The following is a 25,602-nucleotide window of genomic DNA, read 5'->3' on the forward strand; positions in this document are numbered from 1 at the left end:
AATTGGCAGCCAAACAGACAGAAAGCACTATGATTAATGACGTCATCTCCCCGGAATTTGATGAGAACGGCCGCGCGATGCGCCGTATCCGCAGTTTTGTCCGCCGCCAGGGGCGGCTGACCAAAGGCCAGCAGCACGCGCTGGAGAACTATTGGCCGGTGATGGGCGTGGAGTATCAGGCTGACGCTGTCGATCTCGCCGCGCTGTTCGGCCGCGACGCGCCGACGGTGCTGGAGATCGGTTTTGGCATGGGCGCCTCACTGGTGACCATGGCGGGCAACAACCCGCAGCAGAACTTTTTAGGGATCGAAGTGCACTCGCCGGGCGTGGGTGCCTGCCTGGCCGACGCCCACGAGGCGAAGCTGAGCAACCTGCGCGTGATGTGCCACGACGCGGTTGAGGTGCTGGAAAACATGATCCCGGACGGCTCGCTGGACATGGTGCAGCTGTTCTTCCCCGATCCGTGGCACAAGGCGCGCCACAACAAGCGCCGCATCGTGCAAACGCCGTTTGTCGAACTGGTGCTGCGCAAGCTGAAGACCGGCGGCGTCTTCCACATGGCCACCGATTGGCAACCTTATGCGGAACATATGTTAGAGGTTATGAACGGGGTCGCAGGCTACCGTAATCTTTCCAGCGATAATGATTACGTGCCGCGTCCGGATTCGCGCCCACTGACGAAGTTTGAATTACGCGGCCAGCGCCTGGGACATGGCGTTTGGGACTTGATGTTTGAGAGGAAAGAATAATGGCTAAGAACCGCAGTCGTCGTTTACGTAAAAAGTTGCACATTGAAGAATTTCAGGAGCTGGGTTTCTCCGTAGCCTGGCGCTTCGCCGAAGGCACGTCGGTGGAAGACATCGACAGCACGCTGGATACCTTCATCGATGAAGTGATCGAGCCGAACGGCCTGGCGTTTGACGGCAGCGGCTACCTGCAGTGGGAAGGTCTGATCTGCCTGCAGAAGATCGGCCACTGCACCGACGAGCAGCGCGAGCTGGTGAAAAACTGGCTGGAAGCGCGCAAACTGACCGACGTTAAGGTCAGCGATCTGTTCGATATCTGGTGGGATTGATCGCGCTTGCCCGATGAGCGCGGCTTCGCGCCGCTTATTTCCCCCTAAATAATTGGATTCGCATCACGGCGGCAAGAGGGTGAGTCCCCAGGAGCTTACTTCAGTAAGTGACTGGGGTGAAAAATCAGCCGGGAGCAGATTTAAACGCTGTTTGCAGCGGCCCCGAAGGGGTGAGGCCCACGGATGGGCCGAGTAACTGCGCAGCCAACACAGATGCGGATTCAAGTATGACGGGGATGGATTTAAGGTGCCTTAACGGCGCCTTTGTTTTGCCCGGAGTGTGACCGAGGTGGTAACAACATTGGATAACGCGTTGCTGGAGGAGATCCTGCAACAGGTGCGCCCGCTGATTGGCCAGGGGAAAGTGGCCGACTACATCCCGGCGTTGGCGGAAGTGCCCGCCGATCGGCTGGCGATCGCCGTCTGCACGGTGGACGGCGAACTGTTCCAGGCCGGCGACGCCGCGGAGCGCTTCTCCATTCAGTCGATCTCCAAAGTGCTGAGCCTGACGCTGGCGCTGACGCGCTATCAGGAGCCTGAGATCTGGCGGCGCGTCGGCAAAGAGCCTTCCGGCCTGCCGTTCAACTCGCTGCTGCAGCTGGAGATGGAGCAGGGCAAACCGCGCAATCCGTTTATCAACCCCGGCGCGCTGGTGGTGTGCGACATGCTGCAAACCCGGCTCAGCGCCCCCAAACAGCGCATGCTGGAGGTGGTGCGTCAGTTGGCCGGTGAAGACGACCTGGCCTATGACCTGCGGGTGGCGCGCTCCGAGTTCGAACATTCCGATCGCAATGCGGCCATCGCCTATCTGATGAAGTCGTTCGGCAACTTCGAAAACGACGTGATCACCGTGCTGCAAACCTATTTCCACTACTGCGCGCTGCGCATGAGCTGCGTGGAGCTGGCGCGCAGCTTCGTCTATCTGGCCAATCACGGCCGCGATCTCAACGGCGAGGCGGTGATCAGCCCGCTGCAGGCCCGACAGATCAACGCCCTGATGATGACCAGCGGCATGTACGACGGCGCCGGCGAATTCGCCTATCGGGTGGGGATGCCGGGCAAGTCCGGCGTGGGCGGCGGCATCGTGGCCATCGTGCCGGGCGAGCTGTCGATCGTCGTCTGGTCGCCGGAGCTGGATGCTTCCGGCAACTCGCTGGCGGGAACTGCGGCGCTGGAACTGTTGTCTCAACGTATCGGTCGTTCGATTTTTTAATCCCAATCAGGATGGGAGTCAGGAGAAGCTATGTTGAAGAAAACCGGGTTAGCCTTACTGCTGCTGGCGGCGACTGCCGCACAGGCCCACGCCGAGTACCAATGCAGCGTTAAACCCCAGGACGATGTGATCATCAGCCCGCAGAGCGTGCAGGTGAAAGGCGCCAGCGGCGACCTGCAAATATCGCCGGATGGCGACGTGATCCGCAACGGTCAGGCGCTGAGCCTGAGCGACAGCCAGCGGCAGAAAGCCTTCAGTTACCAGAGCGCGCTGCGCAAGCAGCTGCCGTGGATCGACGACGGCGCGCAGAAGCACCTGGAGAAAGCCCGCGCAGCGCTGGATAAAGTGATCGTCAAAGAGCTGGGCAGCAACAGCAACGTGCGCAACCGGCTGACCACCCTGAACGGCCAGCTGAAGCAGCAGATGAACCGCATCATCGAGCACCGCAGCGACGGCCTGACCTTCCACCACAAGGCGATCGACCAGGTGGAACAGGACGGCCGCAACATCGTGCAGCAGAGCATGGGCGGCGTGCTGCAGGACAGCCTGAACGAGATGGGCGTCAAACAGGCTGCCAACAGCGGCGGCAACCCGCTGCAGGCGATCATGGGCAATTTGGGCGGCTTGCAGAAGGCGATCCAGAACGAATGGAACAACCAGGAGCAGGATTTCCAGAACTTCGGTCACGACGTTTGCAACCGCGTCACCGCACTGGAAACCCAGCGCAAGGATCTGCTTAAAGCGTTGAAGTGACGGATAGATATCGCATATCCATATCAGAGACGCTGAGGCGAAGCGAAATTCTGGTTGATACCTATCAGGCATTGTTTTTGGCGGCTTGGCATGAGTATTTCGGCTAAACGCGTCAGCTTTGAGACGCGTTGGACGAGGATGTTTCCGTTGAGGGATTGCTGAAGGGGCGTGGCGACGTGACGCATCGCCCTCATAATGCCGCCTGAACATGAAAAAAAGCGCTGATTATTCAGCGCTTTTTTTTTACTCGTCGTCCGCCAGGAACAGTTCCAGCAGCGAGTTGAGGAACAGTTTGCCCTTCTCGGTGATTTGCCAGTGCTCCGCGGTTTCTTCCAGATAGCCTTTGGCCAGCGCTTCGTCCAGCTGCGGGCGAATGACGCTTTCCGCCAGCCCGGTGTAGTTGACGAAGTCGGCGCGCGGCGCAGCTTCCAGCAGGCGGAAGCGGTTCATGAAGAACTCGAACGGCCGATCCGCCGCCGCTACCTCATGCTGCTTGTCCATGTAGTCGCCGCGCATAAAGCCGCGCGGGTGCTTGGTCTTGGCGGTGCGCAGGATGCGCCCGTCGCTGAAGGTCACCTTGCCGTGCGCGCCGCAGCCGATCCCCAAGTAGTCGCCGAAGCGCCAGTAGTTGAGGTTGTGCTGGCATTGATAGCCCGGCTTGGCGTAGGCCGAGGTTTCATACTGCTGATAGCCGGCGGCGCTCAGCAGCTGGTGGCCGCGTTCGAAGATGTCCCACAGCGCGTCGTCGTCCGGCAAAACCGGCGGGCGCGAGCTGAACAGGGTGTTCGGCTCGATGGTCAGCTGATACCACGACAGGTGCGGCGGGTTCAGGGCAATAGCCTGGCGCAGATCGTCCAGCGCCTCTTCCAGCGACTGATCCGGCAGGCCGTGCATCAGATCGAGGTTGAAGCTGCGCAGGCCGAGACCGGTCGCCAGCGTTGCCGCGCGCTTGGCCTCTTTCGGGCCGTGGATGCGCCCTAAGCGGGTCAGCTTCTCGGCGCTGAAGCTTTGCACCCCGATGGAGATGCGGTTGACGCCGGCGCGCTGGTAGCCGCTGAAGCGATCGGCCTCCACGGTGCCGGGGTTGGCCTCCATGGTGATTTCAGCATCGTCGGCGACGCGAATGCGCGCCCGCACGCCGTCCAGCAAGGCTTGCATCGCCTCGGCGCTCAGCAGGCTGGGGGTGCCGCCGCCGATGAAGATGGTGCTTATCTCCCGGCCGCCGGCCAGCGGCAGGTCGGCATCCAGATCCGCCAACAGATGATCGACATACTCCTGATGCGGCACGTCACCCTTCAGCGCATGGGAGTTGAAGTCGCAGTACGGGCATTTCTGCACGCACCACGGGATGTGAATGTAGAGACTCAGCGGGGGCAGCTTAAGCATTGCGCATGGCTTCCAACATCAGCGTCAGCGCCTTGCCGCGGTGCGAAATCGCCCGCTTCTCGTCGCGGCTCAGCTCGGCGGCGGTGCGGCCCAGCTCCGGCACGTAGAAGACAGGATCGTAACCGAAGCCGCCTTCGCCGGCGGCCTGCTCGGTGATCTCACCGGCCCAGCTGCCGTGGAACACCAGCGGCGTCGGATCTTCTGCATGGCGCAGATAGACCAGCACGCAGTGGAATTGCGCGCCGCGCCGGCCCGGCGCTACGCCTTTCAGCGCCGCCAGCAGCTTGTCGAGGTTCTGCCGATCGTCGGCGTCTTCACCGGCATAGCGTGCGGAGTAGATGCCCGGCGCGCCGCCCAGCGCGTCGACCGCCAGGCCGGAATCGTCGGCGATCGCCGGCAGGCCGGTGACCTGTGCCGCATGGCGCGCTTTCAGAATGGCGTTTTCGATAAACGTCAGCCCGGTCTCTTCGGCGGATTCCACGCCCAGATCGGTTTGCGCGACCACGTCCAGGCCGAAATCGGCCAACAGGTCGGCAAGTTCGCGCACTTTGCCCGGGTTACCGGTGGCAAGAACGACTTTTTGCATAATGACTACCTTGAAAATTATTCGATGAGCGCCGCGACCACGGCGGGGATCTGTTGCGGATTCACGATGCGTAACTGTTTATGCCGCCCCAGTTCGCCTTTCTCGATGGTGACGTTGCTTTTCGCCACTTTGAACTGCTTGGCGATAAACTTGATCAAATGGGCGTTGGCTTGGCCGTCGACCGGCGGGGCGGTGATGGCGACTTTCACTTCGTCGCCATGCAAGCCGATAATTTGGTCGCGGCTGGCTTTCGGCTGAATATATAGCCTGATCGCCAGCCCGTCCAGCGCCGGAGTGACTGCACTCACAGCAGGAACCAGATCTCGCCGAACAGATCCATGCCCAGGTAGTTGATCAGATAGAGGATCAGGATCACCACCATGGCGGAAAAGTCGATGCCGCCCATCGCCGGGAGGATGCGACGGATCGGCGCCATCAAGGGTTCGGTCAGCTGGTACATCACGTAGTCGATCGGGCTGCGGCCCTGACTGATCCAGCTCATCAGCGCACGAATGATCATCACCCAGAAGATCAGGTAGCCGGCGGATTTCACCAGCGAGATCAGGCCGAACAGCAGGTTATACGGGCTGAGCGACATCGCGCCGCCCTGGATCAGCAGCAGCAGCGGATACTTGATGGTCATCAGCAGGAACGCCAGCAACAGCGAAGCGCTGTCGATAGGCCCCAGCGACGGGATAATACGGCGCAGTGGGCCGACGACCGGCTGGGTGATCTTCACCACAAACTGCGAGAACGGGTTATAAAAATCGGTGCGCGTCCATTGCATCCAAATGCGCAGCAACAGCACCATCACGTACAGATCAATAACGGTCTTGACCAGGAAAGTCAGCGTTAGCATGAAGTGGTCCTTCTCCTTAACTCATGGTTATTTAAAATAATTTTTCCATCTCTTGCGCGCGGGAAACGGCGGCCTGCATCGCTTGCGCCACGGTTTCCGGCAGTTGGCGTTCGTTGAACACCCGCAGCGCTTCGGCGGTGGTGCCGCCTTTGGAGGTCACCTGCTCGCGCAGCGTGCCCAGCGGCGTATCCGGGTTGGCTTCCACCAAGGCGGCGGCGCCGGAAGCGGCCTGCTGCACCAGATCGCGCGCGGTCTGGCTGTCGAAGCCCATGCGTTCGGCCTCTTTTTGCATCGCCTCCATAAACAGGAAGAAATAGGCCGGGGCGCTGCCTGCGGCGGCGATCACGCCGTTGATGCCATTTTCGTCATCGACCCAGCAAACTTTACCGACCGACGCCATTAAATCGCCGGTGTAGTCGCGATCCTGCCGGCTGACCTGCGCCGGCGCGTACAATCCGCTCATGCCCTTGCCGACCAGCGACGGGGTGTTGGGCATGATGCGCACGATGTTCAGCTTGTCGCCGAGCAGCTGATAGAAACGGCTGACCTGAATGCCGGCGGCGATCGACAGCACCAGTTTGCCGCTGAAATCGACCTGCTCGCGCAGCGGTTGGCAAACGTCGGCCATCATCTGCGGTTTGACTGCCAGCACCACCACGTCGGCCTCGCGCGCGCAGGCGACGTTGTCGCCGCTGCTGACGATGCCGTAGTCTGCCGCCAGCGCGTCACGGTTTTTCGCCGAAGGGGCGCAGACGCTGATGGATTTGGCCGGATAGCCGCCCGCCACCAGGCCGGCGATGATTGCACGCGCCATGTTGCCGGCGCCGATAAAGGTAATCTTGCGATGTTGCATCAAATCCCTCGTCTGTTTGTCAGGCCTGCGAGTAGTCGCGGGCGCCAAAAATTGCGGTGCCGATGCGCACCAGGGTGCTGCCAGCGGCGATCGCCGCCGCCATGTCGTCCGTCATGCCCATCGACAGCGTATCGGCCTGCGGATAACGCTGACGCAGGGCGAGAAAGGCGTCGTTCATCCGGCTGAATACCGCCAGCTGCCGCTGGTAATCCGCTTCCGGCGCCGGGATGGCCATCAGGCCGCGCAGCGCCAGGTTCGGCAGCGCGGCGATCGCTTCGGCTAACGCCGGCAGCTCGGCCAGCGCGATGCCGGATTTACTCTGCTCATCGCTGATGTTGATTTGAATCAGCACGTTGAGCGGCGGCATGCCGGCCGGGCGCTGATCGCTCAGGCGCTGGGCGATGCGCAGCCGATCTACGGTATGGCACCAGGCGAAGTGTTCCGCCACCAGCCGACTCTTATTGGATTGCAGCGGGCCGATAAAGTGCCACACCAACTCGCCGTTCTGCGGCGACTCGGCGAAATGCCGGATCTTGTCTACCCCTTCCTGCACGTAGTTCTCGCCGAAGGCGCGCTGGCCCGCGGCGATGGCTTCTTCGATCGCCGCCACAGGTTTGGTTTTGCTGACTGCAAGCAGAGCAACTTGTTCTGGCGCCCGCGCGCAGTTTTGCGCGGCGGCCGCGATGCGGTTTCTGACATCCTGCAGGTTCTGTTGGATAGTGCTCATTATTGACCCGGGAGAGTGATATGGATATCGATGAATTCGTGGCCCTTAGTGTAAAGCATAATGCTTCCGATCTGCACCTTTGTGCCGGTCATCCGCCGATGTTGCGCATCGACGGTGAACTGCAGCCGCTGGCGGCGGCGTCAACGCTGACGGCGCAAGGCGTGCAGGCCCTCTGCGACGGATTGCTGAGTGCGCAGCAGCGCGAGAGCCTGCGGCGGCTGGGGCAGATCGATCTGGCGCTGCACAGGCCGGGTGGGGAGCGGCTGCGAGCCAACGTTTTTCAGCAAAGCGCGGGGATGTCTCTCGCATTGCGGCGCATCGCCGGGCAGGCGCCTTCGCTTGCCGAGCTGGCGCCGCCGGCCATCGTCCCGGCGCTGCTGCGGCGCGACGACGGGCTTCTTCTGGTCACCGGCGCCACCGGCAGCGGCAAATCCACCACGCTGGCGGCGATGATCGACGAGATCAACCGGCACCAGCCGCGGCACATTTTGACGCTGGAGGATCCGATCGAATTCCTGCACCGTAGCCGACGTTCGCTGATCCAGCAGCGGGAGATCGGCCGCGACAGTCACAGCTTCGATACGGCGTTGCGCGCTGCGCTGCGCGAAGATCCGGATGTGATCCTGCTGGGCGAGCTGCGCGATGTTGCCACCATTCGGCTGGCGCTCACCGCGGCGGAGACTGGCCATCTGGTGCTGGCGACGTTGCACACCCGCAGCGCGCCGCAGGCGGTGGAACGGCTGGTGGATGTGTTTCCGGCGGAAGAGAAACCCTATGTGCGCGCCCAGCTGGCCGGCAGCCTGCAGGCGGTGATCGCGCAAAAGCTGATGAGGCGGCCCGGCGGCGGGCGAGTGGCGATCTTTGAGGTGCTGACGGCGACGGCGGCGGTCAGCAACCTGATCCGCGAAGGGAAAACCCATCAGTTGGCGAGCGTGTTGCAAACCGGCGCGCAGTCCGGCATGCAAACCTTTGAGCAAGGTTTGCAGCAGCGGATCGACGCCGGCGTGTTGGGGGATTGTGTTGGCGAAGGGGCGGGGAGTTAACCCAGCTGCCGTTCGAACCAGCTTTCGAGGATCACCACCGCAGAGGCGGAATCCACGCTGCCTTTGTCGAGCGCACGGAAGCCGCCGCGATCGAACAGGTTGGCGCGCGCCTCCACGGTGCTCAGGCGCTCGTCATGCAGATCGATCTGGATGCCGAAGCGGCCGTGCAGCCGGTTGGCGAACTTGCGCGCCTGGGCGGTCACCGGTTGTTCGGTGCCGTCCATGTTCAGCGGCAGGCCGACCACCACCAGATCCGGCTGCCACTCCTTCAGCAGCTTTTCGATTTTCAGCCAGTCTGGCGAGCCGTCCTGCGCTTTGAAGGCCGGCAGGGCGCGGGCGCTGCCGGTCAACTCCTGGCCGACGGCCGCGCCGATGCTTTTGGTGCCGAAGTCGAAGGCGATAATGGTACGGTTGCTCATCAGGCGTGTCCTGCGTGGTTGGCGATGCTGCGAATGTCGATACCCAGAAGGTTCCCCGCCTCGCGCCAACGGCTGGCGATCGGCGTGCGGAACAGAATGTCGGTGTTGGCCTCGATGGTCAGCCAGGCGTTCTCCAACACCTCCTGCTCCAGCTGGCCCTTTTCCCAACCCGCATAACCCAGCGCCACCAGCACGTCGTCCGGTTGTTCCGGGGTGCCGAGCGTTTCCAGCACGTCTTTCGAGGTGGTGATCATGGTGTTGGGGGAAATTTGAATGCTGGCACCGAAGCCGTGGCGCGGCGTATGCAGGATAAATCCGCGATCGTCCGCCAGCGGGCCGCCGGCGAACACCGGCTTGTCCAGGCTGATGGCCGGATCGCGCGCAGGCGGCATGATCTTCAGCTTGCTCAGTACCGTGGCTACCGTGAACTGCTCCACCGGTTTATTGATCACCAAACCCATGGCGCCTTCTTCGTTGTGCTCACAGACGTAAATCACCGAGCGCTTGAAGCGAGGATCCTGCAGGGTGGGCATGGCGATCAGAAAATGGTGCTGTAAATTCATGGCGTTAGTATCAGGTAATCAATGGGTGAGAAAATAAACAGCCGCCAGTATGCGGCTATACCCGCCGCCTTTCAAGCCGCGTGCAAAGGCGCGCTTTGGTGGGCGCGATGCAGGATAGCGGGCGGCAGGCCGCCCGCATGACGCATTACTTCGCTGCCAGGCGCTTTTCAATCGCGTCCATCAGCATGCCGGTAATCGAGATCGGGAATGCCGCCTCAATTTCGCGCGCGCAGGTTGGGCTGGTCACGTTGATTTCGGTCAGGCGATCGCCGATCACGTCCAGGCCGACGAAGATCAGCCCTTTCTCTTTCAGCGTCGGCGCGACGGCGCGGGCGATTTTCCAGTCGCTCTCGCTCAGCGGACGCGCTTCGCCGCGGCCGCCGGCCGCCAGGTTGCCACGGGTCTCACCCTGCGCCGGAATGCGCGCCAGGCAGTAAGGCACCGGCTCGCCGTCAACGACCAGAATGCGTTTGTCGCCGTCCTTGATCGCCGGCAGGAAGTTCTGCGCCATGCAGAAACGGCTGCCGTGTTCGGTCAGGGTTTCGATGATCACCGACAGGTTAGGATCGTCCTGCTTCACGCGGAAGATAGACGCGCCGCCCATGCCGTCCAGCGGTTTCAGGATGACGTCGCCGTGCTGCTGGTGGAATTTGCGGATGTGCGCGGCGCTGCGGCTGACCAGCGTGTCCGGCGTCAGTTCCGGGAACCAGGCGGTGAACAGCTTCTCGTTGCAGTCGCGCAGGCTTTGCGGTTTGTTGACCACCAGCGTGCCTTTGACTTCGGCGCGCTCCAGAATGTAGGTCGCGTAGATGTATTCGGTATCGAACGGCGGATCCTTGCGCATCAGGATCACGTCCAGATCGTGCAGCGCCAGATCCTGCTCGCTGCCGAAGCTGAACCAGTTCTCCTTGTCTTCCTTCACGCTCAGCAGGCGAGTGCGGGCGCGCCCGTCACCGGCGTGCAGATAGAGATCGTTCATCTCCATGTAGTGCAATTCGTAACCGCGGCGCTGCGCTTCGAGCAGCATGGCGAAGCTGGTGTCTTTCTTGATGTTGATGGAGTCGATAGGGTCCATCACGATGCCGAGCTTAATCATCTTTTCTCCTTTAACCCAGGTCGCCGAAGCGGACCTGCAGAGCGGTAATGGCGGTGAGCGCTGTGGTTTCGGTACGCAGCACGCGTGGCCCCAGCAGAATATCAGTAAATCCGTGGTTGGTGGTCATGGCGATTTCGTCGGCGGACAAACCGCCTTCCGGGCCGATCAGCAGGCGGACGCGGTCTACCGGCTGCGGCAGCGTGTTGATGCTGTGGCTGGCGCGCGGATGCAGGTTGAGCTTCAGGCTGCCGTCCTGCTCGGCGCACCACGCTTCCAGCGACATCGCCTCGCGGATTTCGGGAATGCGGTTGCGGCCGCACTGTTCGCAGGCGGCGATGGCGATCTTTTGCCATTGCTGGATTTTCTTCGCCAGACGCTCGCCGTCCAGTTTGACGCCGCAGCGCTCGGAAAACAGCGGGGTAATGACGTTGACGCCCAGCTCGATGGACTTCTGAATGGTGAACTCCATCTTCTCGCCGCGCGAGATCACCTGGCCCAGATGCAGGTTGAGCGGCGATTCGATGTCATCCACGCGGCCGTCGCCGAGGCGCACCAGCACGCTCTTTTTGTCCACCCGAACTATCTCGGCGTCGAACACCTGGTTGCTGCCGTCGAACAGCTGCAGCGCCTGGCCGGCGCTCATGCGCAGCACGCGGCCGACGTGGTTGGCGGCGTCCTCGCTGAGGGCGATCTCCGCCCGATCGGTCAACGGCTGCGGATGGTAAATGCGGGGTATGCGCATGGGTAGTCTGATCCTGACGAAACGGCGCCGCGGGTTGGCGGCGCCATGAAAGATAAAGGCTATAGTAGGTTAGCTTTTCCGCTGCTGACAAGCCTGTTGAATATAGGGGTTGTGGTTGCCCTGCACCTTGGCGATACGTGCTTCACGCTGACATTCCCATTGGCTCACCGGATATTGCCGGTTCCACACCTCGAACAGCTGGGTTTGCTGGCGTGACAGCCGCAGCTGGTAGCGATCGCGCATGTAGAAGTAGGTGCGGGCAATGGCGCCGCGGGCGCGGGCGGGCGGCTCCGCCTGTTTATTCTTGAAGTCCACCTTCATCGGGCATTGCCCGTATTGGCCTTTACCGCCGTTCCATTGGCTGTACATGAAGTTATTGCGATCGCCGTTCACTTCGCCGATCGCCGGCTGCAGGTTGTGCAGATCGGTTTCTATCTGGCGATAGGTGGCGTCTTTGTTGCAGTTCTTGCGCCCGCCGTCCTGCCAGCACTGCAGCTGGTGGCCGAACTGCCAGGCCGGCACCACGTGTTCCCACTCGATACGCTGCGCGCGTTGGGCGTTTTTACGCACCTGATAGCCGCAGCCGGCGAGATCCGGGATGCCCTTCTTGCCTTGCCAGTCGATGCGGCAGCCGCAGTAAAAACTGCCCGGCGCATCCTGGTTAATCTTGGCCGCCGCCGCCTTGGCCTGAGAAAAATTATTGATGCCGTGCGCCTGTACGGTGCCTGCGGCGAAAACCGCCATAAACAAAATTCTGCGAAGCATATTCCAAAACAGCTCAAAATTGGAAAAGCAGGCAGGGTAACGGAACTTGCCGGCAGTGGCAAATGGCGATATTTGCTTGTTTTAACGTATAAATCGTTTAACTAAAGGTTCTCGCTAGCAAGAAATTTCAGTTTTTCGCCGCACCGGCGGCAGCGGTATTCGCTTTCGCCGCGCAGCACGCGGTTATGGCGGCGAATGGTGAGCTGGTGCTGTCCGCAGCCGCAGCGGTAGGGGAAGGTTTTGCTTTGCACCGAGGCGGTTTCGAAACGGTGAGTGCGGCTGGCGGGGGTCAGCAGTACGCTTTCCATCATCCAGCGCCATTCGCGGCCGTGCGGCGCCACCCGGCCGAATTGGCGAAACACCAGCAGGTGCGCCAGCTCGTGCGGCACCACTTCATCGATAAACGGCTGTTGGTTTTCCAGCAGCAGCACCGGGTTCAGACGGATTTCCCAGCTTTGCAGCCAGGCGGTGCCCGCGCTGGTGCCGCGTTGCTGATAGACGATGCTGGGTTCGGGGAACTCGACGGCAAAATGCCGGCGTGCCAACTGCAGCTTTTCTCGCAGGCAGCGCATCACCGCTTGTTGCAGCGCGATGGGGATTCTTGGTTTGTTCATTGCGGCCTAGCTTAAGCAATGGCGCGGCGGCTGACAATATGCCCCGGCTTAAATCCGCATCCGACGCTTTCTTGGCGCTGTGCGCCGGTTTTTCGCCACATTGATAAGACGATCGCCGCCGATGGATTGTAATCAATGTGTTAACTGCGGGATAATAAAGCGTGCATGATGAGCCTGTACCCGCAGTTCTCACCGAGCAAGGTTGAAACGCCGCCTGTGGTAATCCCTTACGCAAAGAGCGGTTATTTTGCGATTTGGCGCAATAACTGACTGATTAAAAATACGTAAGGTGGAGGCAGTTTTTTGACAAGGCGCCGAGCCGTGCGCCGCAAGTGTGAATTTAACGCAGCTGATGTTGCAAGTGAGAGATCAATGTCGAATAAACCGTTCCACTATCAAGATCCGTTCCCGCTGAAGAAAGACGATACCGAATACTACCTGCTGAGCCGCGACCACGTTTCCGTGAGCGAATTTGAAGGCCAGGAAATTCTGAAAGTTGCCCCTGAAGCGTTAACCCTGCTTGCCCAGCATGCATTCCACGACGCCTCGTTCATGCTGCGCCCGGCGCACCAACAGCAGGTGGCCGATATCCTCGACGATCCGGAAGCCAGCGAAAACGACAAGTACGTTGCGCTGCAATTTCTGCGTAACTCAGAAATCGCCGCCAAGGGTATTTTACCGACCTGCCAGGACACCGGCACGGCGATCATCGTCGGCAAAAAGGGCCAGCGCGTCTGGACCGGCGGCGGCGATGAAGCGGCGTTGTCGCGCGGGGTGTACAACACCTACATCGAAGAGAACCTGCGCTATTCGCAGAACGCCGCGCTGGATATGTACAAAGAGGTCAATACCGGCAGCAACCTGCCGGCGCAGATCGATCTCTACAGCGTGGACGGCGAAGAGTACAAGTTCCTGTGCATCGCCAAGGGTGGCGGTTCCGCCAACAAAACCTATCTGTATCAGGAAACCAAGGCGCTGCTGTCGCCGGGCAAACTGAAAAACTACCTGGTCGACAAGATGCGCACGTTGGGCACCGCGGCTTGCCCGCCGTACCACGTGGCGTTCGTCATCGGCGGCACCTCGGCGGAAGCGACGCTGAAAACCGTCAAGCTGGCCTCGACCAAGTATTACGATGGCCTGCCGACCGAAGGCAACGAGCATGGCCAGGCGTTCCGCGATCTGGAACTCGAAGCGGAACTGCTGCAAGAAGCGCAGAACCTGGGTCTGGGCGCGCAGTTCGGCGGCAAATACTTCGCGCACGATATTCGCGTGGTGCGCCTGCCGCGCCACGGCGCGTCCTGCCCGGTCGGCATGGGCGTCTCGTGCTCGGCGGACCGCAACATCAAAGGTAAGATCAACCGCGACGGCATCTGGCTGGAAAAACTGGAGCACAACCCGGGTAAATTCATTCCCCAGGAACTGCGTCAGGCCGGGGAAGGCGAGGCGATCAAAGTCGATCTCAACCGCCCAATGGCCGAGATCCTTAAACAGCTGTCGCAGTACCCGGTTTCCACCCGCCTGTCGCTGAGCGGCACCATCATCGTCGGCCGCGATATCGCGCACGCCAAGCTGAAAGAGCGTCTGGATCGCGGTGAAGGCCTGCCGCAGTACGTCAAGGATCACCCGATCTACTACGCCGGCCCGGCCAAAACGCCGGAGGGCTACGCGTCCGGTTCGCTGGGGCCAACCACCGCCGGGCGTATGGACTCTTACGTCGATCTGCTGCAATCCCACGGCGGCAGCATGATCATGCTGGCGAAAGGCAACCGCAGCCAGCAGGTGACGGATGCCTGCCACAAGCACGGTGGTTTCTATCTCGGTAGCATCGGCGGCCCGGCGGCGGTGCTGGCGCAGCAGAGCATCAAGAGCCTGGAGTGCGTGGAGTATCCTGAGCTGGGCATGGAAGCGATCTGGAAAATCGAAGTGGAGGATTTCCCGGCGTTTATCTTGGTGGATGACAAAGGCAATGACTTCTTCCAGAAGATCCAGGCCGGTCAATGCTCCAGCTGCCTGAAATAAGCGCGACCCCCTTCGCCGCCTGCGGGCGGTGAAGGGGAGTGTGTAAAGTCCTGTAGCTTGCTGGACGTCGAGTTTTAACCTGTATACCCTACGCGGATAGCACTAAAATTCGACTAATGGAATATCGGCAACAGAAGGTTCGGCAAGCACATGGGTACGCAGGAAAGTCATATCAAGGAATTGCTGGTCTGGATTGAAGATAACCTGACCAATCCGCTGTCGTTGGATATCGTTTCCGCCAAGTCAGGCTATACGAAATGGTACCTGCAGCGCATGTTCAAGAAGCAGACCGGGTTATCGTTAGCCTCGTACATCCGCGCTCGCCGCCTCTACCTCGCCGCCTTCGCCTTGCGTTTCACGCAGAAGAGCATTCTCGATATCTCGGTCGAATACCAATTCGATAACCAGCAGACGTTCTCGCGCTGTTTCAAGAAACACTTCGCCGAATCGCCCAGCGTGTATCGCCATGCCCGCAAGCAGGACTTCAGCAATCTGGTGCGTTCGCTGGCGGCCAGCCAGCCCGGCGATATTCAGGTTGAACGCGTCAGCATCGCCCGGGGGCAATACGCCTTTCACGGCAAGCGGTACGCTTATCACCTGGATATCGAGAAGCTGGACAAGTCGCACCTGCCGCAGCGCAGCGCGCTGCGGGGGCAGTTCTACACCTTGTTGGGCGAGCGCCCGACGCAAACCTATTCGTTTACCCAGCTGGTGCCGGACGGCGAGCGGGTCAGGGTCGATTATACCCTGGGCGTGACGACGGAATACCCGCTGCGCGAAGGCGTGGTGCTGGAGCCGCTGCCGGAGATCCACGGCGAGTTTTGCCGTTTTCGCTATTCCGGCAAGCCGGTGGCGCTCAACGACCACATCATTCAGATCTACACGCAGGTGTTGCCCGAAATGGGGCTGGCCCGCGGTGACGGGCCGGACATTACGGTGTTCAGCTATTCGCTGAGCGGGAAAGAGGAACTGCATCTGGAGCTGCAGCATCTGGTGCCGGTGGTGCCGCTGCATTGATCCCGTCGGCGGCCGGCAGCCGGTTTTTTTGCTGCACGATCGCCGCCATCACCGCCAGGGCGATCTCCGCCGGGGTTTTGCTGCCCAGCGGCAGGCCGATCGGCGCATGGATGCGTTCCAGCTCCTGCGGCGTGAATTCGGCAATCTGCTGCAAACGCTGGCGCCGCCGCGCGCTGTTTCTGAGCGATCCCATGGCCCCGATGTAAAACGCCGGAGTGTGGATCGCTTCCATCAGTGTCAGGTCGTCCATGCGCGGATCGTGGGTCAGCGCCACGACGGCGGTATTGGCGTGGCATCCCCCTTCTTCAATAAATTTGGCCGGAAACTGGCGCAGCAACGTCACGCCCGGTTTCAGCTCGGCGGCAAAGTTATCCAGCACCTCCGGGCGGTTCTCGCACACCAGCACCTCAAACCCCAGCGCCACGGCGAAATCGGCGCAGTACAGCGCCACGCTGGAAAGCCCGGCGATCAGCAGGCGCGGCGCCGCCGCGATGTGCAGGGTGATCTGCTCGAGCCGGCGTTCGACCTGCGTGGCGCTGGTGAAGTGGCTTTGCTCGAGGCTGTGGCAGGCGTTGGGCAGCGTCAGGCGTTTGATCAACGCGTGATGCCCTTCCAGCGCGCCGGCGATGCGTTGCAGGTAAGCGATGCTGTCTTCACCCGCCGGCAGGTATTCGATCAGCACGTCCAGCACGCCGCCGCAGGGCAGCGCCACGTTGGGCGTCATGCCGCCTTCGCCGTAACGGATCACCTGGCTGGCCGCCTGGTACTCCCCGGCGGCCACGCGGCGCAAAAAATCCTCCTCCACGCAGCCGCCCGACAGCGAACCGCTGTAGCAGCCGTCGCGGGTCGCCGCCATCAGCGCGCCCGGCGACCGCGGCGAAGAGCCGTAGGTACTGAGCACGGTGCATAACCAGACCGGTTGTTGCTGCAGCCAGCTTATCGCCTGGCTGACCACGGTGACATCAAGATGTTGCATAGGTGAATTTACTCGCTGGCCGGGAGTTGCGATGGAAGATCAATATCCTGCACGACGCCGGGGTGCTCAAGCGGCAGCAGGTGCACTGCCGCGCCTTGCAGCAGTTCACGTGCGCCATTATCGCCGCGCAGTTGGCAAAGGGGTTTGCGCAATAGGGCGGAAAAACCAACCGGGTGACCGGGCTGTTGCGCATAGCTGGGGCGCACGATCGCGTGCTGCCGTAAGGCATCCGCCACCTGCCGGAAAACCTCGGCGCCGACGAACGGCATATCGGCCAGGTGGATCAGCCAGCCCTGCCAGTGCGGTGTGGCGGCAACGCCCGCGGCGATCGAGTCGCCGAGGCCCGAACTGGCGAGCAGGGTGACCGGCACCTGATTGGCGGCGCAGGCTGCCAGCACCGGCAGATTATCCGGCCGGGTCACCACCTGTATCGGCAGGCCGGAAGCCAATGCCTGGCGCAGGGTGTGTTCGAACAGCGATCGCCGCTCGCCCGCCGCGTCGGCAAATCCGGCGTTCAATTTATTGCCTTGGCCGCCGGCCTGAATAAAGCGCTCCCCGCGTCCGGCGGCGGTGATGACAATGCCCGTGGTCATGGTTGAAGTCCGCGTTTGCGCAAATTATTTATTAGCCTACAAACTACCTGTGTTTTGCAAATGTTTTTTTGTTGAAAACGGCCTGTTAATCATCACATAATTTTAGTTATAAGCATATGCTTATGACGTCTACGGCAAGGTCGTCAGCGTTTGCGCAACAACACCGCGAACAAAAACCAATTACAAGAAAGACGTGAAGGACTTATTTATGAGCAATTTCAACCCGTCGCGGCGCCGCTTTATCAAAAGCGCCGTGATTGCGGGGGTGTCTGTGTATCTCGCGCCCCTGTACAGCCGCGCCTACGCCGCGCTGTTCGAGCAAAAAATCCTCCAGTCACCCAACTGGGATCCGCAGACCAAACGCGTCCGTTTCCGTATCGATGGCCGCGCCAAGGTCATGGGGCAGAAGGTGTTCGCGCGCGATATCCGCGCGGTGGACATGCCGCACTGGCCACAGAAACAAGCGCACGCCTTCATTCTGCGCGTCACCAAAGCCGACCGGCTGTTCGAAGGGGTCGATCTGTCGCTGTTGGGGGACGACCTGCAGCCGGATCGCCTGGTGACGGCGGAAGATCTGGCGCGCGACGGCCTGGCCTTCCCGGCGTTCTACGGTGACGACATGCTGCTGCCGAGCGGCAAAACCCCGGCCTACCTTGGCCAGGCGGTGGCGATCCTGATCTATCACGACTTCGCCCGTTTCCGCTTCGCCAAGGACAAGCTGAAATTCCGCGAAGAGACCATCAAATACGGCGCGGTCACCGGCCCGCTGGAGCGCGATCCCTGGGGCAGCTTCCGCTATGTGCGGGTGGGGGGCGATCAACCGTTCGACGACGATCGCTTCTCCAGCCTGAAGGACACGCCAATCTTCCCGGTATCGATGAAAAAACACCTGCCGGTGTGGCCGGAAGGGCGCGAGGGCGGCAAGCTGGATCAGGAAGGCATGCGCTATGCGGGCCTGATCGCCGACGAGATGGCCAATCCGCCGGCCGATTGGCTGGTGATGTCGCGCCGCTACACCACGCAGTCGATCGATACCTCGGCGCTGGAGCCGGACAACGCCAACGGCTGGTTCGACGCCGAGACGCAAACGCTGCATCTGGTGGTGCCGACCCAGTCGCCGCAGGAAGTGGCCGACGAGATGCCGCGCATGCTGGCCAAGCGCAATCCGCCGGTGAAACAGCTGATCCTGCACCCGTGCTACACCGTGGGCTATGGTTCGAAAGATCACTACAACTTCCCGTATTACGGCGCGGTGGCGGCGATGTACGGCGACGGCCACCCGGTGCGCCTGGCCAACGACCGCTTCGAGCAGTTCCAGACGGCGCTGAAGCGCCACGCGTTCGATATGAATTACCGCATCGCGGTGAATCGCCAGACCGGCGTTATGCAGTCGTTCCTCGGCGACATGACCGCGGACGGCGGCGGCCGCAGCAACTTTACCCCTTCGGTGGTGATGGTCGGCGCGACCGCCGCCCAGTCGATTTACTACTTCCCGAAAAGCGATCTGTCCTCGGTCGGGCTGGCCTCGCGCGCCATCGACGCCGGCTCGGCGCGCGGTTACGGCACGCTGCAGAGCATGGCCGCCACCGAGATGATGGTGGACGAGCTGGCCGCCGAACTGAAGATCGACCCGATCGAGTTCCGCCTGCGCAACGTGCTGAAATCCGGCATGAAAAACACCCAGGGGGCGATCCCTGCCGGTGCGATCCGCGCCGATGAAGTGCTGGAGAAGGCGGCGAAGCATGAGATGTGGCTCAAGCGCGCCGAACGCAAGGCCGAGTTTGAGAGCCGCCATCCCGGCAAGCGCTATGGCGTTGGCTTCGGCTGCGTGCAAAAAGACTTCGGTACCGGGGCGGAAACCTCGTTCGCCCGGGTGGAGCTGAGCGAAGACGGCCGCATTACGCTGCATCACAGCGGCGCGGAGATGGGCACCGGCATGTCGACCTCGCAGTCGGTGCTGTGCGCGCAGTGGTTGGGCAAACCGGCCGACGAAGCGCATTTCTCGGTCACCGACTGGTCGGTGCTGCCGATGGTCACCAGCGGCGATCCTTACCTGATGTCGCAAGAGGAGCAGGATAAGCTGCAAACCAACCCCAACTGGACGCCGAGCTACTGCTCGCCGTCCAGCGCCAGCAACTCGGCCTATTACTTCTCGCACAGCACCCGCGAAGCGGCGCGCCTGATTTTCGATCACGGCCTGTGGCCGGCGGCGATGGCGTTGTGGCAGGCCGGTATCGGCGGCGGCCAGGCGGCGCCGCTGGTGGTGCGGCGTGAAGATGCGCGTTGGGTCGAGGGCGGCCTGACGGCGGCGGGCATGTCGGTGCTGAGCCTCGAGCTGCTGGCCAAGACGGCCTATCAGATGGGCGGCGTCACCGGCGCGGCGGTGCACGTTTTCAACCGCTGGCAGTGGGCGGAGGCCGATTTCACGCTGAACGGCAAAAGCGAACGCCTGCCGATCGACGGCATGGCGCTGCGCAACGCCGGCGGCGAATTCAAACCTCTGGCGCGTGGGCAGGTCTACTACCCGCCAACCCAGCGCAACAATGCGGCGGTGACCTACTACAGCGCCGTCGGCACGCTGGCGGAAGTGGCGGTGGATATCGCCACCGGCCAGGTGGAATTGCTGAATCACCATTCGATCATGGAGTGCGGCAACCTGATCGTGCCGGAACTGGTTTCCGGCCAACTGCAGGGCGGGCTGGCGATGGGGATCGGCCATGCGCTGCACGAATATTTACCGCTGTACGAAGACGGCCCGGGCAACGGCACCTGGAACTTCAACCGTTACCACCTGCCGCGCGCCAGCGACGTGGCGGTGTGGAAACAGAGCGGCGACATCCTGCCGGCGCTGTCGGAAACCGATCCGCCGAAAGGCATGGCGGAGGTGGTGATGATCCCGATCGTGGCCGCGTTGGTCAACGCCATCGCCGACGCCACCGGCCACCGTTTCCGTGATTTGCCCGTTCGTGCAGAAAATATTCGTGAGGTATTACAATGAGCATTAAAACCCAGCCGATCTCCCTGACCATCAACGAGAAGCAGTACGGCCCGATAGAGGTGCCGGAAGGCTTGATGATGATCGATTTCCTGCACGAGTACCTTGACCTGACCGGTTCGCGCCTCGGCTGCGGGCAGGGCATTTGCCACGCTTGCGTGGCAATCGTCGATCACCCGAGCGGCACCAGTGAAGAGGTGCGCACCTGCATCACCGGCGCGCATTTCTTTAACGGCAAGAAAGTGCGTACCGTCGAAGGCCACGCCAAGGTGGACGAGCAGGGCGAGGTGGTTGAACTGTCGCCGATCCAGCAGGCGTTTCTGGAGCACTACAGCTTCCAGTGCGGCTATTGCACGCCGGGCTTCGTCAATGCTGCCACCATTTTCGTGGAAAAGCTCAAGCGTGAACCTATCGCTCGCGAGCAGCTGGAAAGCGCCATCGAGCAGGCGCTGGACAGCCACATCTGCCGCTGCACCGGCTACGTGCGTTACTACGAAGCGGTGCGCGACGTGGTGCTGAAAACGCCGGGCCTGCTGAAGGAGACGGCGCAATGAAAAAACGTCTCGCAGTGTTGATTTTGCTGGTGGCGATCGTGGTGATTGCGCTGCTGTGGTGGCGGGAAAACCGCCGTTACGACGGCCCGGTGCAGCAGGTGACCGCCGGCGCCGAACAGATCGCCCGCGGCCGCTATCTGGCTCAGGCTGCCGACTGCGCCGCCTGCCATACCGCCAGCGGCGGCGCGCCGTTGGCCGGCGGCTATCCGCTGGACACGCCGTTCGGCACGATTTACGGCAGCAATCTGACGCCGTCGGCCGACCACGGCATCGGGCGCTGGACCAAGGACGACTTCTTCCTGGCGCTGACGCAGGGCGTGGCACCGGGCGGGCGACACCTGTACCCGGCGATGCCTTACACCTCGTACAAGGGCATGTCGCGTCAGGACGCTGACGACATCTACGTTTACCTGATGACGCGCCCGGCGGTGGACGTGGCCATTCCGGCCAACGAGATGCCGTTCCCGTTCAACCAGCGCATGGCGCTGATCGGCTGGAATCTGCTGTTCCGCAGCCAGGATCCGCTGCCGGCCAGTTCACAGGGCAGTTCGCCGCAATGGCAGCGCGGCCGCTATCTGGCCGACGTGCTGGGGCACTGTGGCGAATGCCACACGCCGCGCGGCGCGCTGGGGCAGATGGATCTCGCTAAGCCGATGCAGGGCGGCGATCTCGGCCGCTTCATGGCACCGGACATTACGCCGCACGGTCTGGCGCAGCGCGGCTGGACGCCGCAGGACGTCAGCCGCTTCCTCAGCACCGGCCTCGCGCCGCAGGGTTCCGCCTTCAGCGAGATGCATATGGTGGTGGATCTCAGCACCCGTCATTTGACGCCGGAAGACCATCAGGCGCTGGCGCTGTATCTGATGGGCGAGCAGCCGCCGGCGGCGGTGCCGGTGAAAATGGGCCAGGGCAGCGATGCCGGGCGCATGGCCTATCTGGATCAGTGCGCCGGCTGCCACGCGCGTGAAGGCGAGGGCAAACCGCACGTGGCACCGGCGATGCGCGATAATGCCACGCTGCGCCAGGCGGACGGCAAGAACCTGATCGTGTCGGTGCTGGACGGCCTGCCGGCCCAGCAGTTCCCGAACGATGAAAGCATGCAGAGCATGCCGGGCTTCGCGCGTGACCTGGGGCGGCTTGCCGGCGGACATCACCGCCGAGCAGGTGAAAGCGCTGCGCAAGTAAGCGGCGTTCAGGCGAAAAAAATGGCCCGCATCTGCGGGCCATTTTATTGTAAGCCTTAAACCACCTCCTAAGGAGGTGGTGATTGAACCTGTGAGGCTCTAGCCTGAAGGAAACCCATGCCGGAATATTCCAGCTTACTCACCACAAGTAAGAAGGAAATCACCAACATGGGTTTATACAGGAGTTCATCACATGTGTTCTGGCGTTGCAAATACCACCTGGTGTGGACGCCGAAGTATCGATTTAAAATCCTCCGCGACAAGGTGGGTAAAGAGCTCTACCGAACAATTTATATCCTCTGCAACATGAAGGACTGTGAAGTCCTTGAGCTAAATATTCAGCCAGATCATGTGCATCTGGTCGTGATAGTCCCCCCGAAGCTATCGATTTCGACGTTGATGGGCGTCCTGAAAGGACGCAGTGCAATCCGGCTTTACAATCGTTTTCCACATATACGAAAGAAGTTGTGGGGCAATCATTTTTGGGCAAGGGGATACTTTGTCGATACGGTAGGAGTAAACGAAGAAATTATCAGGCGATACGTGAGGCATCAGGATAAGAAGGACCAAGAGATCGAACAGCAGATGGAGTTGTTGCAGGATTAACTCGAAAATGGCCCCCTTTTAGGGGGCGTCGTGTAAAGCCACCTCCTCAGGAGGTGGTCTTTTACTTATTGTGCGGTCACGGGATTCAACGGCTGGTGACGCCGTCGACGCGTTGGCTGCGCTGTTTGATGGCGTAACCGACGGCCAGGATCGCCACCCACACCGGGATCAGCAGCACCGAGATTTGAATGCCCGGCGTCAGGTACATAATCACCAGGATGCCGGCCATGAACAGCAGGCACAGATAGTTGCTGAACGGGTACCAGAAGGCTTTGAACTTCGGCACCACGCCTTCGCGGTTTTTGGCGGCGCGGAACTTCAGGTGCGCCAGGCTGATCATCGCCCAGTTGATCACCAGCGCCGACACCACCAACGCCATCAGCAGTTCGAAGGCCCGCCCCGGGATCAGGTAGTTAATCAGTACGCACAGCGCGGTGGCGAGGGCGGAGATACCGATGGCTACCACCGGCACGCCGCGGCCGTCGACCTTCAGCAGGCTTTTCGGGCCGTTGCCCTGCTGCGCCAGGCCGTACAGCATGCGGCTGTTGCAGTAGACGCAGCTGTTGTACACCGACAGCGCGGCGGTGAGCACCACGATGTTCAGCACGGTTGCCACCAGGTTGCTGTTCAGCGCGTGGAAGATCAGCACGAACGGGCTGCCGCCTTCGACCACTTTGCCCCACGGGTACAGCGACAGCAGAATGGCCAGCGAACCGATATAGAAGATCAGGATGCGGTAGATCACCTGATTGGTGGCTTTCGGAATGCTCTTTTGCGGATTGTCGGCTTCGGCGGCGGTGATGCCGACCAGCTCGAGGCCGCCGAAGGAGAACATAATCACCGCCATCGCCATCACCAGGCCCATGACGCCGTTCGGGAAGAACCCGCCCTGCGCCCACAGGTTGGTGACGGTGGCCTCCGGGCCGCCCATGCCGCTGAACAACAGGTAGGCGCCGAACACGATCATGCCGATAATCGCCACCACCTTGATGATGGCGAACCAGAACTCCATCTCGCCGTAAACTTTAACGTTGGCCAGGTTGATGGCGTTGATCGCCAGGAAGAACACCGCGGCGGAGACCCAGGTGGGGATCTCCGGCCACCAGTACTGCACGTAGATGCCGACCGCGGTCAGCTCCGCCATCGCCACCAGGACATACAGCACCCAGTAGTTCCAGCCGGAAGCGAAGCCGGCGAAGTTGCCCCAGTATTTGTAGGCGAAATGGCTGAAGGAACCGGCAACCGGTTCTTCCACCACCATTTCCCCCAGCTGGCGCATGATCAGAAACGCGATGAAGCCGCCGATGGCGTAGCCGAGGAGCACTGACGGGCCGGCCATTTTTATTGTTTGAGCGATACCGAGGAATAACCCGGTGCCGATTGCGCCACCTAAGGCGATGAGCTGAATATGGCGGTTTTTCAGGCCGCGTTTCAGCTGGTCACCATGCTGTTGACCATCCATCAATCTAACCCTCTGTCGTTGCGAATGACCACATACCTGTAAAGCAGTGGTTACGATGTGTGTTTTGTTTTATTTACGGCGTTATAGCTATTAATTCCACGGCGCCGCTACCGTTTGGCAGAGAATAATGTTATGCGCGTCAGTTTGCACCTGCTTTGTCGTGTGAGTGATTAAGATTGCAGCAGTTTAGGAAACAAAATGCGGGTTGTGTGACGGCGGGGGGGGATTCAGTGCATGAAATAAGCAACAAATCACATAATGCGCAAAAATAACGTAGATCCGAGCGATGGCGTGCGTTCAAATAATGAACGAAATCCCGTTGCGCTGCTCGCCAAATAGCCATTCATTAAAGCGTCATAACCATGCAATAAAACTCGGGCAAAAAGTTTGCACTCTGCCTTGCGTAAGGTTTGGTAAAAGTTAAATCCCCAACCCGGCGCGTAAATGGTAATACCATCACGGCGTTACCGGTTTGCAGCGGGGTTTTCAGCGGGGTGTTAAAATGTGCAGGTAACCTGATTTCGATCAAGGCCCGTATGGACAGGAGGTGAATACTTTGTTACTTTACCGTCACGTTTTTGAAATTGGTATTACCAATTGACTCCGCGCCATTCGCAGAGAAGAATTCACTCATGGCCTACAGCAAAATCCGCCAACCCAAGTTGTCAGATGTTATCGAGCAACAGCTCGAATACCTGATCCTCGAGGGGACACTGCGCCCAGGCGAAAAACTGCCTCCGGAGCGCGAGCTGGCGAAACAATTTGATGTCTCCCGTCCTTCTCTGAGAGAGGCCATTCAGCGCCTGGAAGCGAAAGGGCTGCTCCTGCGCCGTCAGGGCGGCGGCACCTTCGTGCAAACTAATCTGTGGCAGAGCTTCAGCGATCCGCTGGCCGAGCTGCTGGCCGACCATCCCGAATCACAGTTCGATCTGCTGGAAACCCGTCACGCGCTGGAAGGCATTGCCGCCTATTACGCGGCGCTGCGCGGCACCGATGAAGATCTGGCGCGCATCCGCGACTGCCATATCGTGATTCAACAGGCTCAAGACAGCGGCGATCTCGACGCCGAAGCCGATGCGGTCATGCAGTATCAAATCGCCGTGACCGAAGCTGCCCACAACGTTGTGTTACTTCACCTGCTACGCTGCATGGGGCCGATGCTGGAACAGAACGTGCGTCAGAACTTTGAATTGCTCTACTCGCGCCGTGAGATGTTGGCAAAAGTGAGCAGCCACCGCGCCGGAATTTTTGAGGCGATTGTGGCACGCGAGCCGGAAAAGGCCCGTGAAGCCTCGCATCGCCACTTGGCGTTTATCGAGGAAATCTTGCTGGATCTCAGCCGGGAGCATACTCGGCGCGAGAGATCGCTACGGCGTCTCCAGCAACGCAAGGATTAAGAGCTGTCCTCTTCAGGGTACACCAGCCTGCGGGGGTTAAGTTCGAGGTACTTAGTTAAGTACTTAAGCGGCAACTAAACTGATGGGCCTGTCTTCGTGTGTTTT

The 25,602-nt window shown here is 60.9% G+C and carries 26 protein-coding genes and 2 pseudogenes; 13 read left to right on the forward strand and 15 right to left on the reverse strand.

What is annotated here, in order from left to right; translation table 11 throughout:
- Nucleotides 1-29 precede the first annotated feature (29 nt).
- From trmB to GF111_RS16620, 5 genes and pseudogenes are all read left to right on the forward strand, one after another.
- Nucleotides 30-749: a tRNA (guanosine(46)-N7)-methyltransferase TrmB gene (trmB, locus tag GF111_RS16600; protein ID WP_033654659.1), complete on the forward strand. Its 720-nt coding sequence runs from the start codon at nucleotides 30-32 to the stop codon at nucleotides 747-749.
- A complete protein-coding gene (locus tag GF111_RS16605) occupies nucleotides 749-1,075 on the forward strand; it encodes a YggL family protein (RefSeq protein WP_019456098.1) in 327 nt (108 codons plus the stop codon). Before trmB ends, GF111_RS16605 begins: the two co-directional genes overlap by 1 nt.
- 289 nt (nucleotides 1,076-1,364) lie before the next feature.
- Nucleotides 1,365-2,288 carry a glutaminase B gene (gene glsB, locus GF111_RS16610; protein ID WP_047730848.1) on the forward strand — a complete coding sequence of 308 codons (924 nt, stop codon included), beginning with the start codon at nucleotides 1,365-1,367 and terminating at the stop codon, nucleotides 2,286-2,288.
- 30 nt (nucleotides 2,289-2,318) lie between these two features.
- The gene (locus tag GF111_RS16615; RefSeq protein WP_038879295.1) at nucleotides 2,319-3,041 is read left to right on the forward strand and encodes a DUF2884 domain-containing protein; all 723 of its coding nucleotides are present in this window, start codon (nucleotides 2,319-2,321) and stop codon (nucleotides 3,039-3,041) included.
- A 122-nt stretch (nucleotides 3,042-3,163) separates the two neighbouring features.
- A pseudogene (locus GF111_RS16620) lies at nucleotides 3,164-3,247 on the forward strand (DUF2442 domain-containing protein); the annotation flags it as partial.
- Nucleotides 3,248-3,284: 37 nt separating this feature from the next.
- Here the strand turns inward: GF111_RS16620 and hemW are convergent.
- The 6 genes from hemW to GF111_RS16650 are packed head-to-tail and all read right to left on the reverse strand — an operon-like array spanning nucleotide 3,285 to nucleotide 7,452.
- Nucleotides 3,285-4,427 carry a radical SAM family heme chaperone HemW gene (hemW, locus tag GF111_RS16625; protein WP_060442859.1) on the reverse strand — a complete coding sequence of 381 codons (1,143 nt, stop codon included), beginning with the start codon at nucleotides 4,425-4,427 and terminating at the stop codon, nucleotides 3,285-3,287.
- Nucleotides 4,420-5,013 carry an XTP/dITP diphosphatase gene (locus GF111_RS16630; protein ID WP_047729848.1) on the reverse strand — a complete coding sequence of 198 codons (594 nt, stop codon included), beginning with the start codon at nucleotides 5,011-5,013 and terminating at the stop codon, nucleotides 4,420-4,422. The genes hemW and GF111_RS16630 overlap by 8 nt, the downstream gene beginning before the upstream one ends.
- Nucleotides 5,014-5,030: 17 nt before the next feature.
- Nucleotides 5,031-5,321 (reverse strand): DUF167 family protein YggU, encoded by a 291-nt coding sequence (gene yggU / locus GF111_RS16635; protein WP_047729849.1) that lies wholly within the window; start codon nucleotides 5,319-5,321, stop codon nucleotides 5,031-5,033.
- Complete coding sequence (locus GF111_RS16640; RefSeq protein WP_047729850.1) at nucleotides 5,318-5,872, reverse strand: YggT family protein; 555 nt, start codon at nucleotides 5,870-5,872, stop codon at nucleotides 5,318-5,320. The genes yggU and GF111_RS16640 overlap by 4 nt, the downstream gene beginning before the upstream one ends.
- Nucleotides 5,873-5,903: 31 nt before the next feature.
- The gene (gene proC, locus GF111_RS16645; protein WP_048234669.1) at nucleotides 5,904-6,725 is read right to left on the reverse strand and encodes a pyrroline-5-carboxylate reductase; all 822 of its coding nucleotides are present in this window, start codon (nucleotides 6,723-6,725) and stop codon (nucleotides 5,904-5,906) included.
- A gap of 19 nt (nucleotides 6,726-6,744) precedes the next feature.
- Nucleotides 6,745-7,452 carry a YggS family pyridoxal phosphate-dependent enzyme gene (locus GF111_RS16650; RefSeq protein WP_048234668.1) on the reverse strand — a complete coding sequence of 236 codons (708 nt, stop codon included), beginning with the start codon at nucleotides 7,450-7,452 and terminating at the stop codon, nucleotides 6,745-6,747.
- Nucleotides 7,453-7,472: 20 nt separating this feature from the next.
- Here GF111_RS16650 and GF111_RS16655 point away from each other — a divergent pair, with 20 nt between their 5' ends.
- Entirely contained in the window at nucleotides 7,473-8,495 is a 1,023-nt protein-coding gene (locus tag GF111_RS16655) for a type IV pilus twitching motility protein PilT (RefSeq protein ID WP_147190710.1), read from the forward strand.
- Here GF111_RS16655 and ruvX read toward each other — a convergent pair.
- The 6 genes from ruvX to GF111_RS16685 all read right to left on the reverse strand — a co-directional run bounded on the left by ruvX (nucleotide 8,492) and on the right by GF111_RS16685 (nucleotide 12,694).
- Nucleotides 8,492-8,914: a Holliday junction resolvase RuvX gene (ruvX, locus tag GF111_RS16660; RefSeq protein WP_015379046.1), complete on the reverse strand. Its 423-nt coding sequence runs from the start codon at nucleotides 8,912-8,914 to the stop codon at nucleotides 8,492-8,494. The genes GF111_RS16655 and ruvX overlap by 4 nt on opposite strands.
- A complete protein-coding gene (locus GF111_RS16665) occupies nucleotides 8,914-9,477 on the reverse strand; it encodes a YqgE/AlgH family protein (protein WP_033635940.1) in 564 nt (187 codons plus the stop codon). Before GF111_RS16665 ends, ruvX begins: the two co-directional genes overlap by 1 nt.
- A 145-nt stretch (nucleotides 9,478-9,622) precedes the next feature.
- Nucleotides 9,623-10,573: a glutathione synthase gene (gene gshB, locus GF111_RS16670; RefSeq protein WP_047729854.1), complete on the reverse strand. Its 951-nt coding sequence runs from the start codon at nucleotides 10,571-10,573 to the stop codon at nucleotides 9,623-9,625.
- Between the two features lie 10 nt (nucleotides 10,574-10,583).
- A complete protein-coding gene (rsmE, locus tag GF111_RS16675) occupies nucleotides 10,584-11,315 on the reverse strand; it encodes a 16S rRNA (uracil(1498)-N(3))-methyltransferase (protein WP_033635938.1) in 732 nt (243 codons plus the stop codon).
- A 69-nt stretch (nucleotides 11,316-11,384) separates the two neighbouring features.
- On the reverse strand, nucleotides 11,385-12,080 hold the full coding sequence (gene endA, locus GF111_RS16680; RefSeq protein WP_147190712.1) for a deoxyribonuclease I: 696 nt from the start codon (nucleotides 12,078-12,080) through the stop codon (nucleotides 11,385-11,387).
- Nucleotides 12,081-12,181: 101 nt separating this feature from the next.
- Nucleotides 12,182-12,694, reverse strand: coding sequence for a SprT family zinc-dependent metalloprotease (locus tag GF111_RS16685; protein WP_016930082.1), 513 nt, complete (start codon nucleotides 12,692-12,694; stop codon nucleotides 12,182-12,184).
- 372 nt (nucleotides 12,695-13,066) lie between these two features.
- On the opposite strand from GF111_RS16685, the gene fumA reads away from it, so the two are divergent.
- Together fumA and GF111_RS16695 are read left to right on the forward strand one after the other, a co-directional pair.
- A complete protein-coding gene (gene fumA / locus GF111_RS16690) occupies nucleotides 13,067-14,713 on the forward strand; it encodes a class I fumarate hydratase FumA (RefSeq protein ID WP_047729856.1) in 1,647 nt (548 codons plus the stop codon).
- 150 nt (nucleotides 14,714-14,863) lie between these two features.
- Complete coding sequence (locus GF111_RS16695; protein ID WP_048234664.1) at nucleotides 14,864-15,730, forward strand: helix-turn-helix domain-containing protein; 867 nt, start codon at nucleotides 14,864-14,866, stop codon at nucleotides 15,728-15,730.
- On the opposite strand, the gene GF111_RS16700 is transcribed toward GF111_RS16695, so the two are convergent.
- Together GF111_RS16700 and GF111_RS16705 are read right to left on the reverse strand one after the other, a co-directional pair.
- Entirely contained in the window at nucleotides 15,654-16,706 is a 1,053-nt protein-coding gene (locus GF111_RS16700; protein WP_048234663.1) for an XdhC family protein, read from the reverse strand. The two genes, GF111_RS16695 and GF111_RS16700, sit on opposite strands and share 77 nt — an antisense overlap.
- 8 nt (nucleotides 16,707-16,714) lie before the next feature.
- Nucleotides 16,715-17,299 (reverse strand): NTP transferase domain-containing protein, encoded by a 585-nt coding sequence (locus GF111_RS16705; RefSeq protein ID WP_048234662.1) that lies wholly within the window; start codon nucleotides 17,297-17,299, stop codon nucleotides 16,715-16,717.
- Between the two features lie 208 nt (nucleotides 17,300-17,507).
- Here GF111_RS16705 and GF111_RS16710 point away from each other — a divergent pair, with 208 nt between their 5' ends.
- The 4 genes and pseudogenes from GF111_RS16710 (at nucleotide 17,508) to tnpA (ending at nucleotide 22,638) form a co-directional block, all read left to right on the forward strand.
- The gene (locus GF111_RS16710; RefSeq protein WP_047729860.1) at nucleotides 17,508-20,297 is read left to right on the forward strand and encodes a xanthine dehydrogenase family protein molybdopterin-binding subunit; all 2,790 of its coding nucleotides are present in this window, start codon (nucleotides 17,508-17,510) and stop codon (nucleotides 20,295-20,297) included.
- Nucleotides 20,294-20,848 carry a (2Fe-2S)-binding protein gene (locus GF111_RS16715; RefSeq protein ID WP_038879260.1) on the forward strand — a complete coding sequence of 185 codons (555 nt, stop codon included), beginning with the start codon at nucleotides 20,294-20,296 and terminating at the stop codon, nucleotides 20,846-20,848. The genes GF111_RS16710 and GF111_RS16715 overlap by 4 nt, the downstream gene beginning before the upstream one ends.
- Nucleotides 20,845-22,033, forward strand: a pseudogene (locus tag GF111_RS16720) (c-type cytochrome). Before GF111_RS16715 ends, GF111_RS16720 begins: the two are co-directional and overlap by 4 nt.
- Nucleotides 22,034-22,200: 167 nt before the next feature.
- Nucleotides 22,201-22,638, forward strand: coding sequence for an IS200/IS605 family transposase (gene tnpA / locus GF111_RS16725; RefSeq protein ID WP_038874510.1), 438 nt, complete (start codon nucleotides 22,201-22,203; stop codon nucleotides 22,636-22,638).
- 85 nt (nucleotides 22,639-22,723) lie between these two features.
- On the opposite strand, the gene GF111_RS16730 is transcribed toward tnpA, so the two are convergent.
- Nucleotides 22,724-24,100, reverse strand: coding sequence for an amino acid permease (locus tag GF111_RS16730; RefSeq protein WP_004937488.1), 1,377 nt, complete (start codon nucleotides 24,098-24,100; stop codon nucleotides 22,724-22,726).
- Nucleotides 24,101-24,732: 632 nt separating this feature from the next.
- On the opposite strand from GF111_RS16730, the gene pdhR reads away from it, so the two are divergent.
- Nucleotides 24,733-25,497 (forward strand): pyruvate dehydrogenase complex transcriptional repressor PdhR, encoded by a 765-nt coding sequence (pdhR, locus tag GF111_RS16735; RefSeq protein ID WP_004937490.1) that lies wholly within the window; start codon nucleotides 24,733-24,735, stop codon nucleotides 25,495-25,497.
- The last annotated feature ends 105 nt before the right edge of the window (nucleotides 25,498-25,602 follow it).

Origin of the sequence: Serratia sp. HRI, assembly GCF_010119335.3 — a bacterium.
Lineage (GTDB): Bacteria > Pseudomonadota > Gammaproteobacteria > Enterobacterales > Enterobacteriaceae > Serratia > Serratia nevei.

Excerpts from the sequence above, each read along its gene's own strand:
- GF111_RS16715 (WP_038879260.1), top strand. The coding sequence starts at position 20,294 with ATGAGCATTAAAACCCAGCCGATCTCCCTGACCATCAACGAGAAGCAG.
- GF111_RS16630 (WP_047729848.1), bottom strand. The coding sequence starts at position 5,013 with ATGCAAAAAGTCGTTCTTGCCACCGGTAACCCGGGCAAAGTGCGCGAA.
- hemW (WP_060442859.1), bottom strand. The coding sequence starts at position 4,427 with ATGCTTAAGCTGCCCCCGCTGAGTCTCTACATTCACATCCCGTGGTGC.
- GF111_RS16605 (WP_019456098.1), top strand. The coding sequence starts at position 749 with ATGGCTAAGAACCGCAGTCGTCGTTTACGTAAAAAGTTGCACATTGAA.
- proC (WP_048234669.1), bottom strand. The coding sequence starts at position 6,725 with ATGCAACATCGCAAGATTACCTTTATCGGCGCCGGCAACATGGCGCGT.
- GF111_RS16730 (WP_004937488.1), bottom strand. The coding sequence starts at position 24,100 with ATGGATGGTCAACAGCATGGTGACCAGCTGAAACGCGGCCTGAAAAAC.
- GF111_RS16685 (WP_016930082.1), bottom strand. The coding sequence starts at position 12,694 with ATGAACAAACCAAGAATCCCCATCGCGCTGCAACAAGCGGTGATGCGC.
- endA (WP_147190712.1), bottom strand. The coding sequence starts at position 12,080 with ATGCTTCGCAGAATTTTGTTTATGGCGGTTTTCGCCGCAGGCACCGTA.
- gshB (WP_047729854.1), bottom strand. The coding sequence starts at position 10,573 with ATGATTAAGCTCGGCATCGTGATGGACCCTATCGACTCCATCAACATC.
- GF111_RS16665 (WP_033635940.1), bottom strand. The coding sequence starts at position 9,477 with ATGAATTTACAGCACCATTTTCTGATCGCCATGCCCACCCTGCAGGAT.
- GF111_RS16695 (WP_048234664.1), top strand. The coding sequence starts at position 14,864 with ATGGGTACGCAGGAAAGTCATATCAAGGAATTGCTGGTCTGGATTGAA.
- trmB (WP_033654659.1), top strand. The coding sequence starts at position 30 with ATGATTAATGACGTCATCTCCCCGGAATTTGATGAGAACGGCCGCGCG.
- pdhR (WP_004937490.1), top strand. The coding sequence starts at position 24,733 with ATGGCCTACAGCAAAATCCGCCAACCCAAGTTGTCAGATGTTATCGAG.
- GF111_RS16650 (WP_048234668.1), bottom strand. The coding sequence starts at position 7,452 with ATGAGCACTATCCAACAGAACCTGCAGGATGTCAGAAACCGCATCGCG.
- tnpA (WP_038874510.1), top strand. The coding sequence starts at position 22,201 with ATGGGTTTATACAGGAGTTCATCACATGTGTTCTGGCGTTGCAAATAC.
- rsmE (WP_033635938.1), bottom strand. The coding sequence starts at position 11,315 with ATGCGCATACCCCGCATTTACCATCCGCAGCCGTTGACCGATCGGGCG.
- GF111_RS16710 (WP_047729860.1), top strand. The coding sequence starts at position 17,508 with ATGAGCAATTTCAACCCGTCGCGGCGCCGCTTTATCAAAAGCGCCGTG.
- GF111_RS16700 (WP_048234663.1), bottom strand. The coding sequence starts at position 16,706 with ATGCAACATCTTGATGTCACCGTGGTCAGCCAGGCGATAAGCTGGCTG.
- GF111_RS16640 (WP_047729850.1), bottom strand. The coding sequence starts at position 5,872 with ATGCTAACGCTGACTTTCCTGGTCAAGACCGTTATTGATCTGTACGTG.
- ruvX (WP_015379046.1), bottom strand. The coding sequence starts at position 8,914 with ATGAGCAACCGTACCATTATCGCCTTCGACTTCGGCACCAAAAGCATC.
- GF111_RS16705 (WP_048234662.1), bottom strand. The coding sequence starts at position 17,299 with ATGACCACGGGCATTGTCATCACCGCCGCCGGACGCGGGGAGCGCTTT.
- fumA (WP_047729856.1), top strand. The coding sequence starts at position 13,067 with ATGTCGAATAAACCGTTCCACTATCAAGATCCGTTCCCGCTGAAGAAA.
- GF111_RS16655 (WP_147190710.1), top strand. The coding sequence starts at position 7,473 with ATGGATATCGATGAATTCGTGGCCCTTAGTGTAAAGCATAATGCTTCC.
- GF111_RS16615 (WP_038879295.1), top strand. The coding sequence starts at position 2,319 with ATGTTGAAGAAAACCGGGTTAGCCTTACTGCTGCTGGCGGCGACTGCC.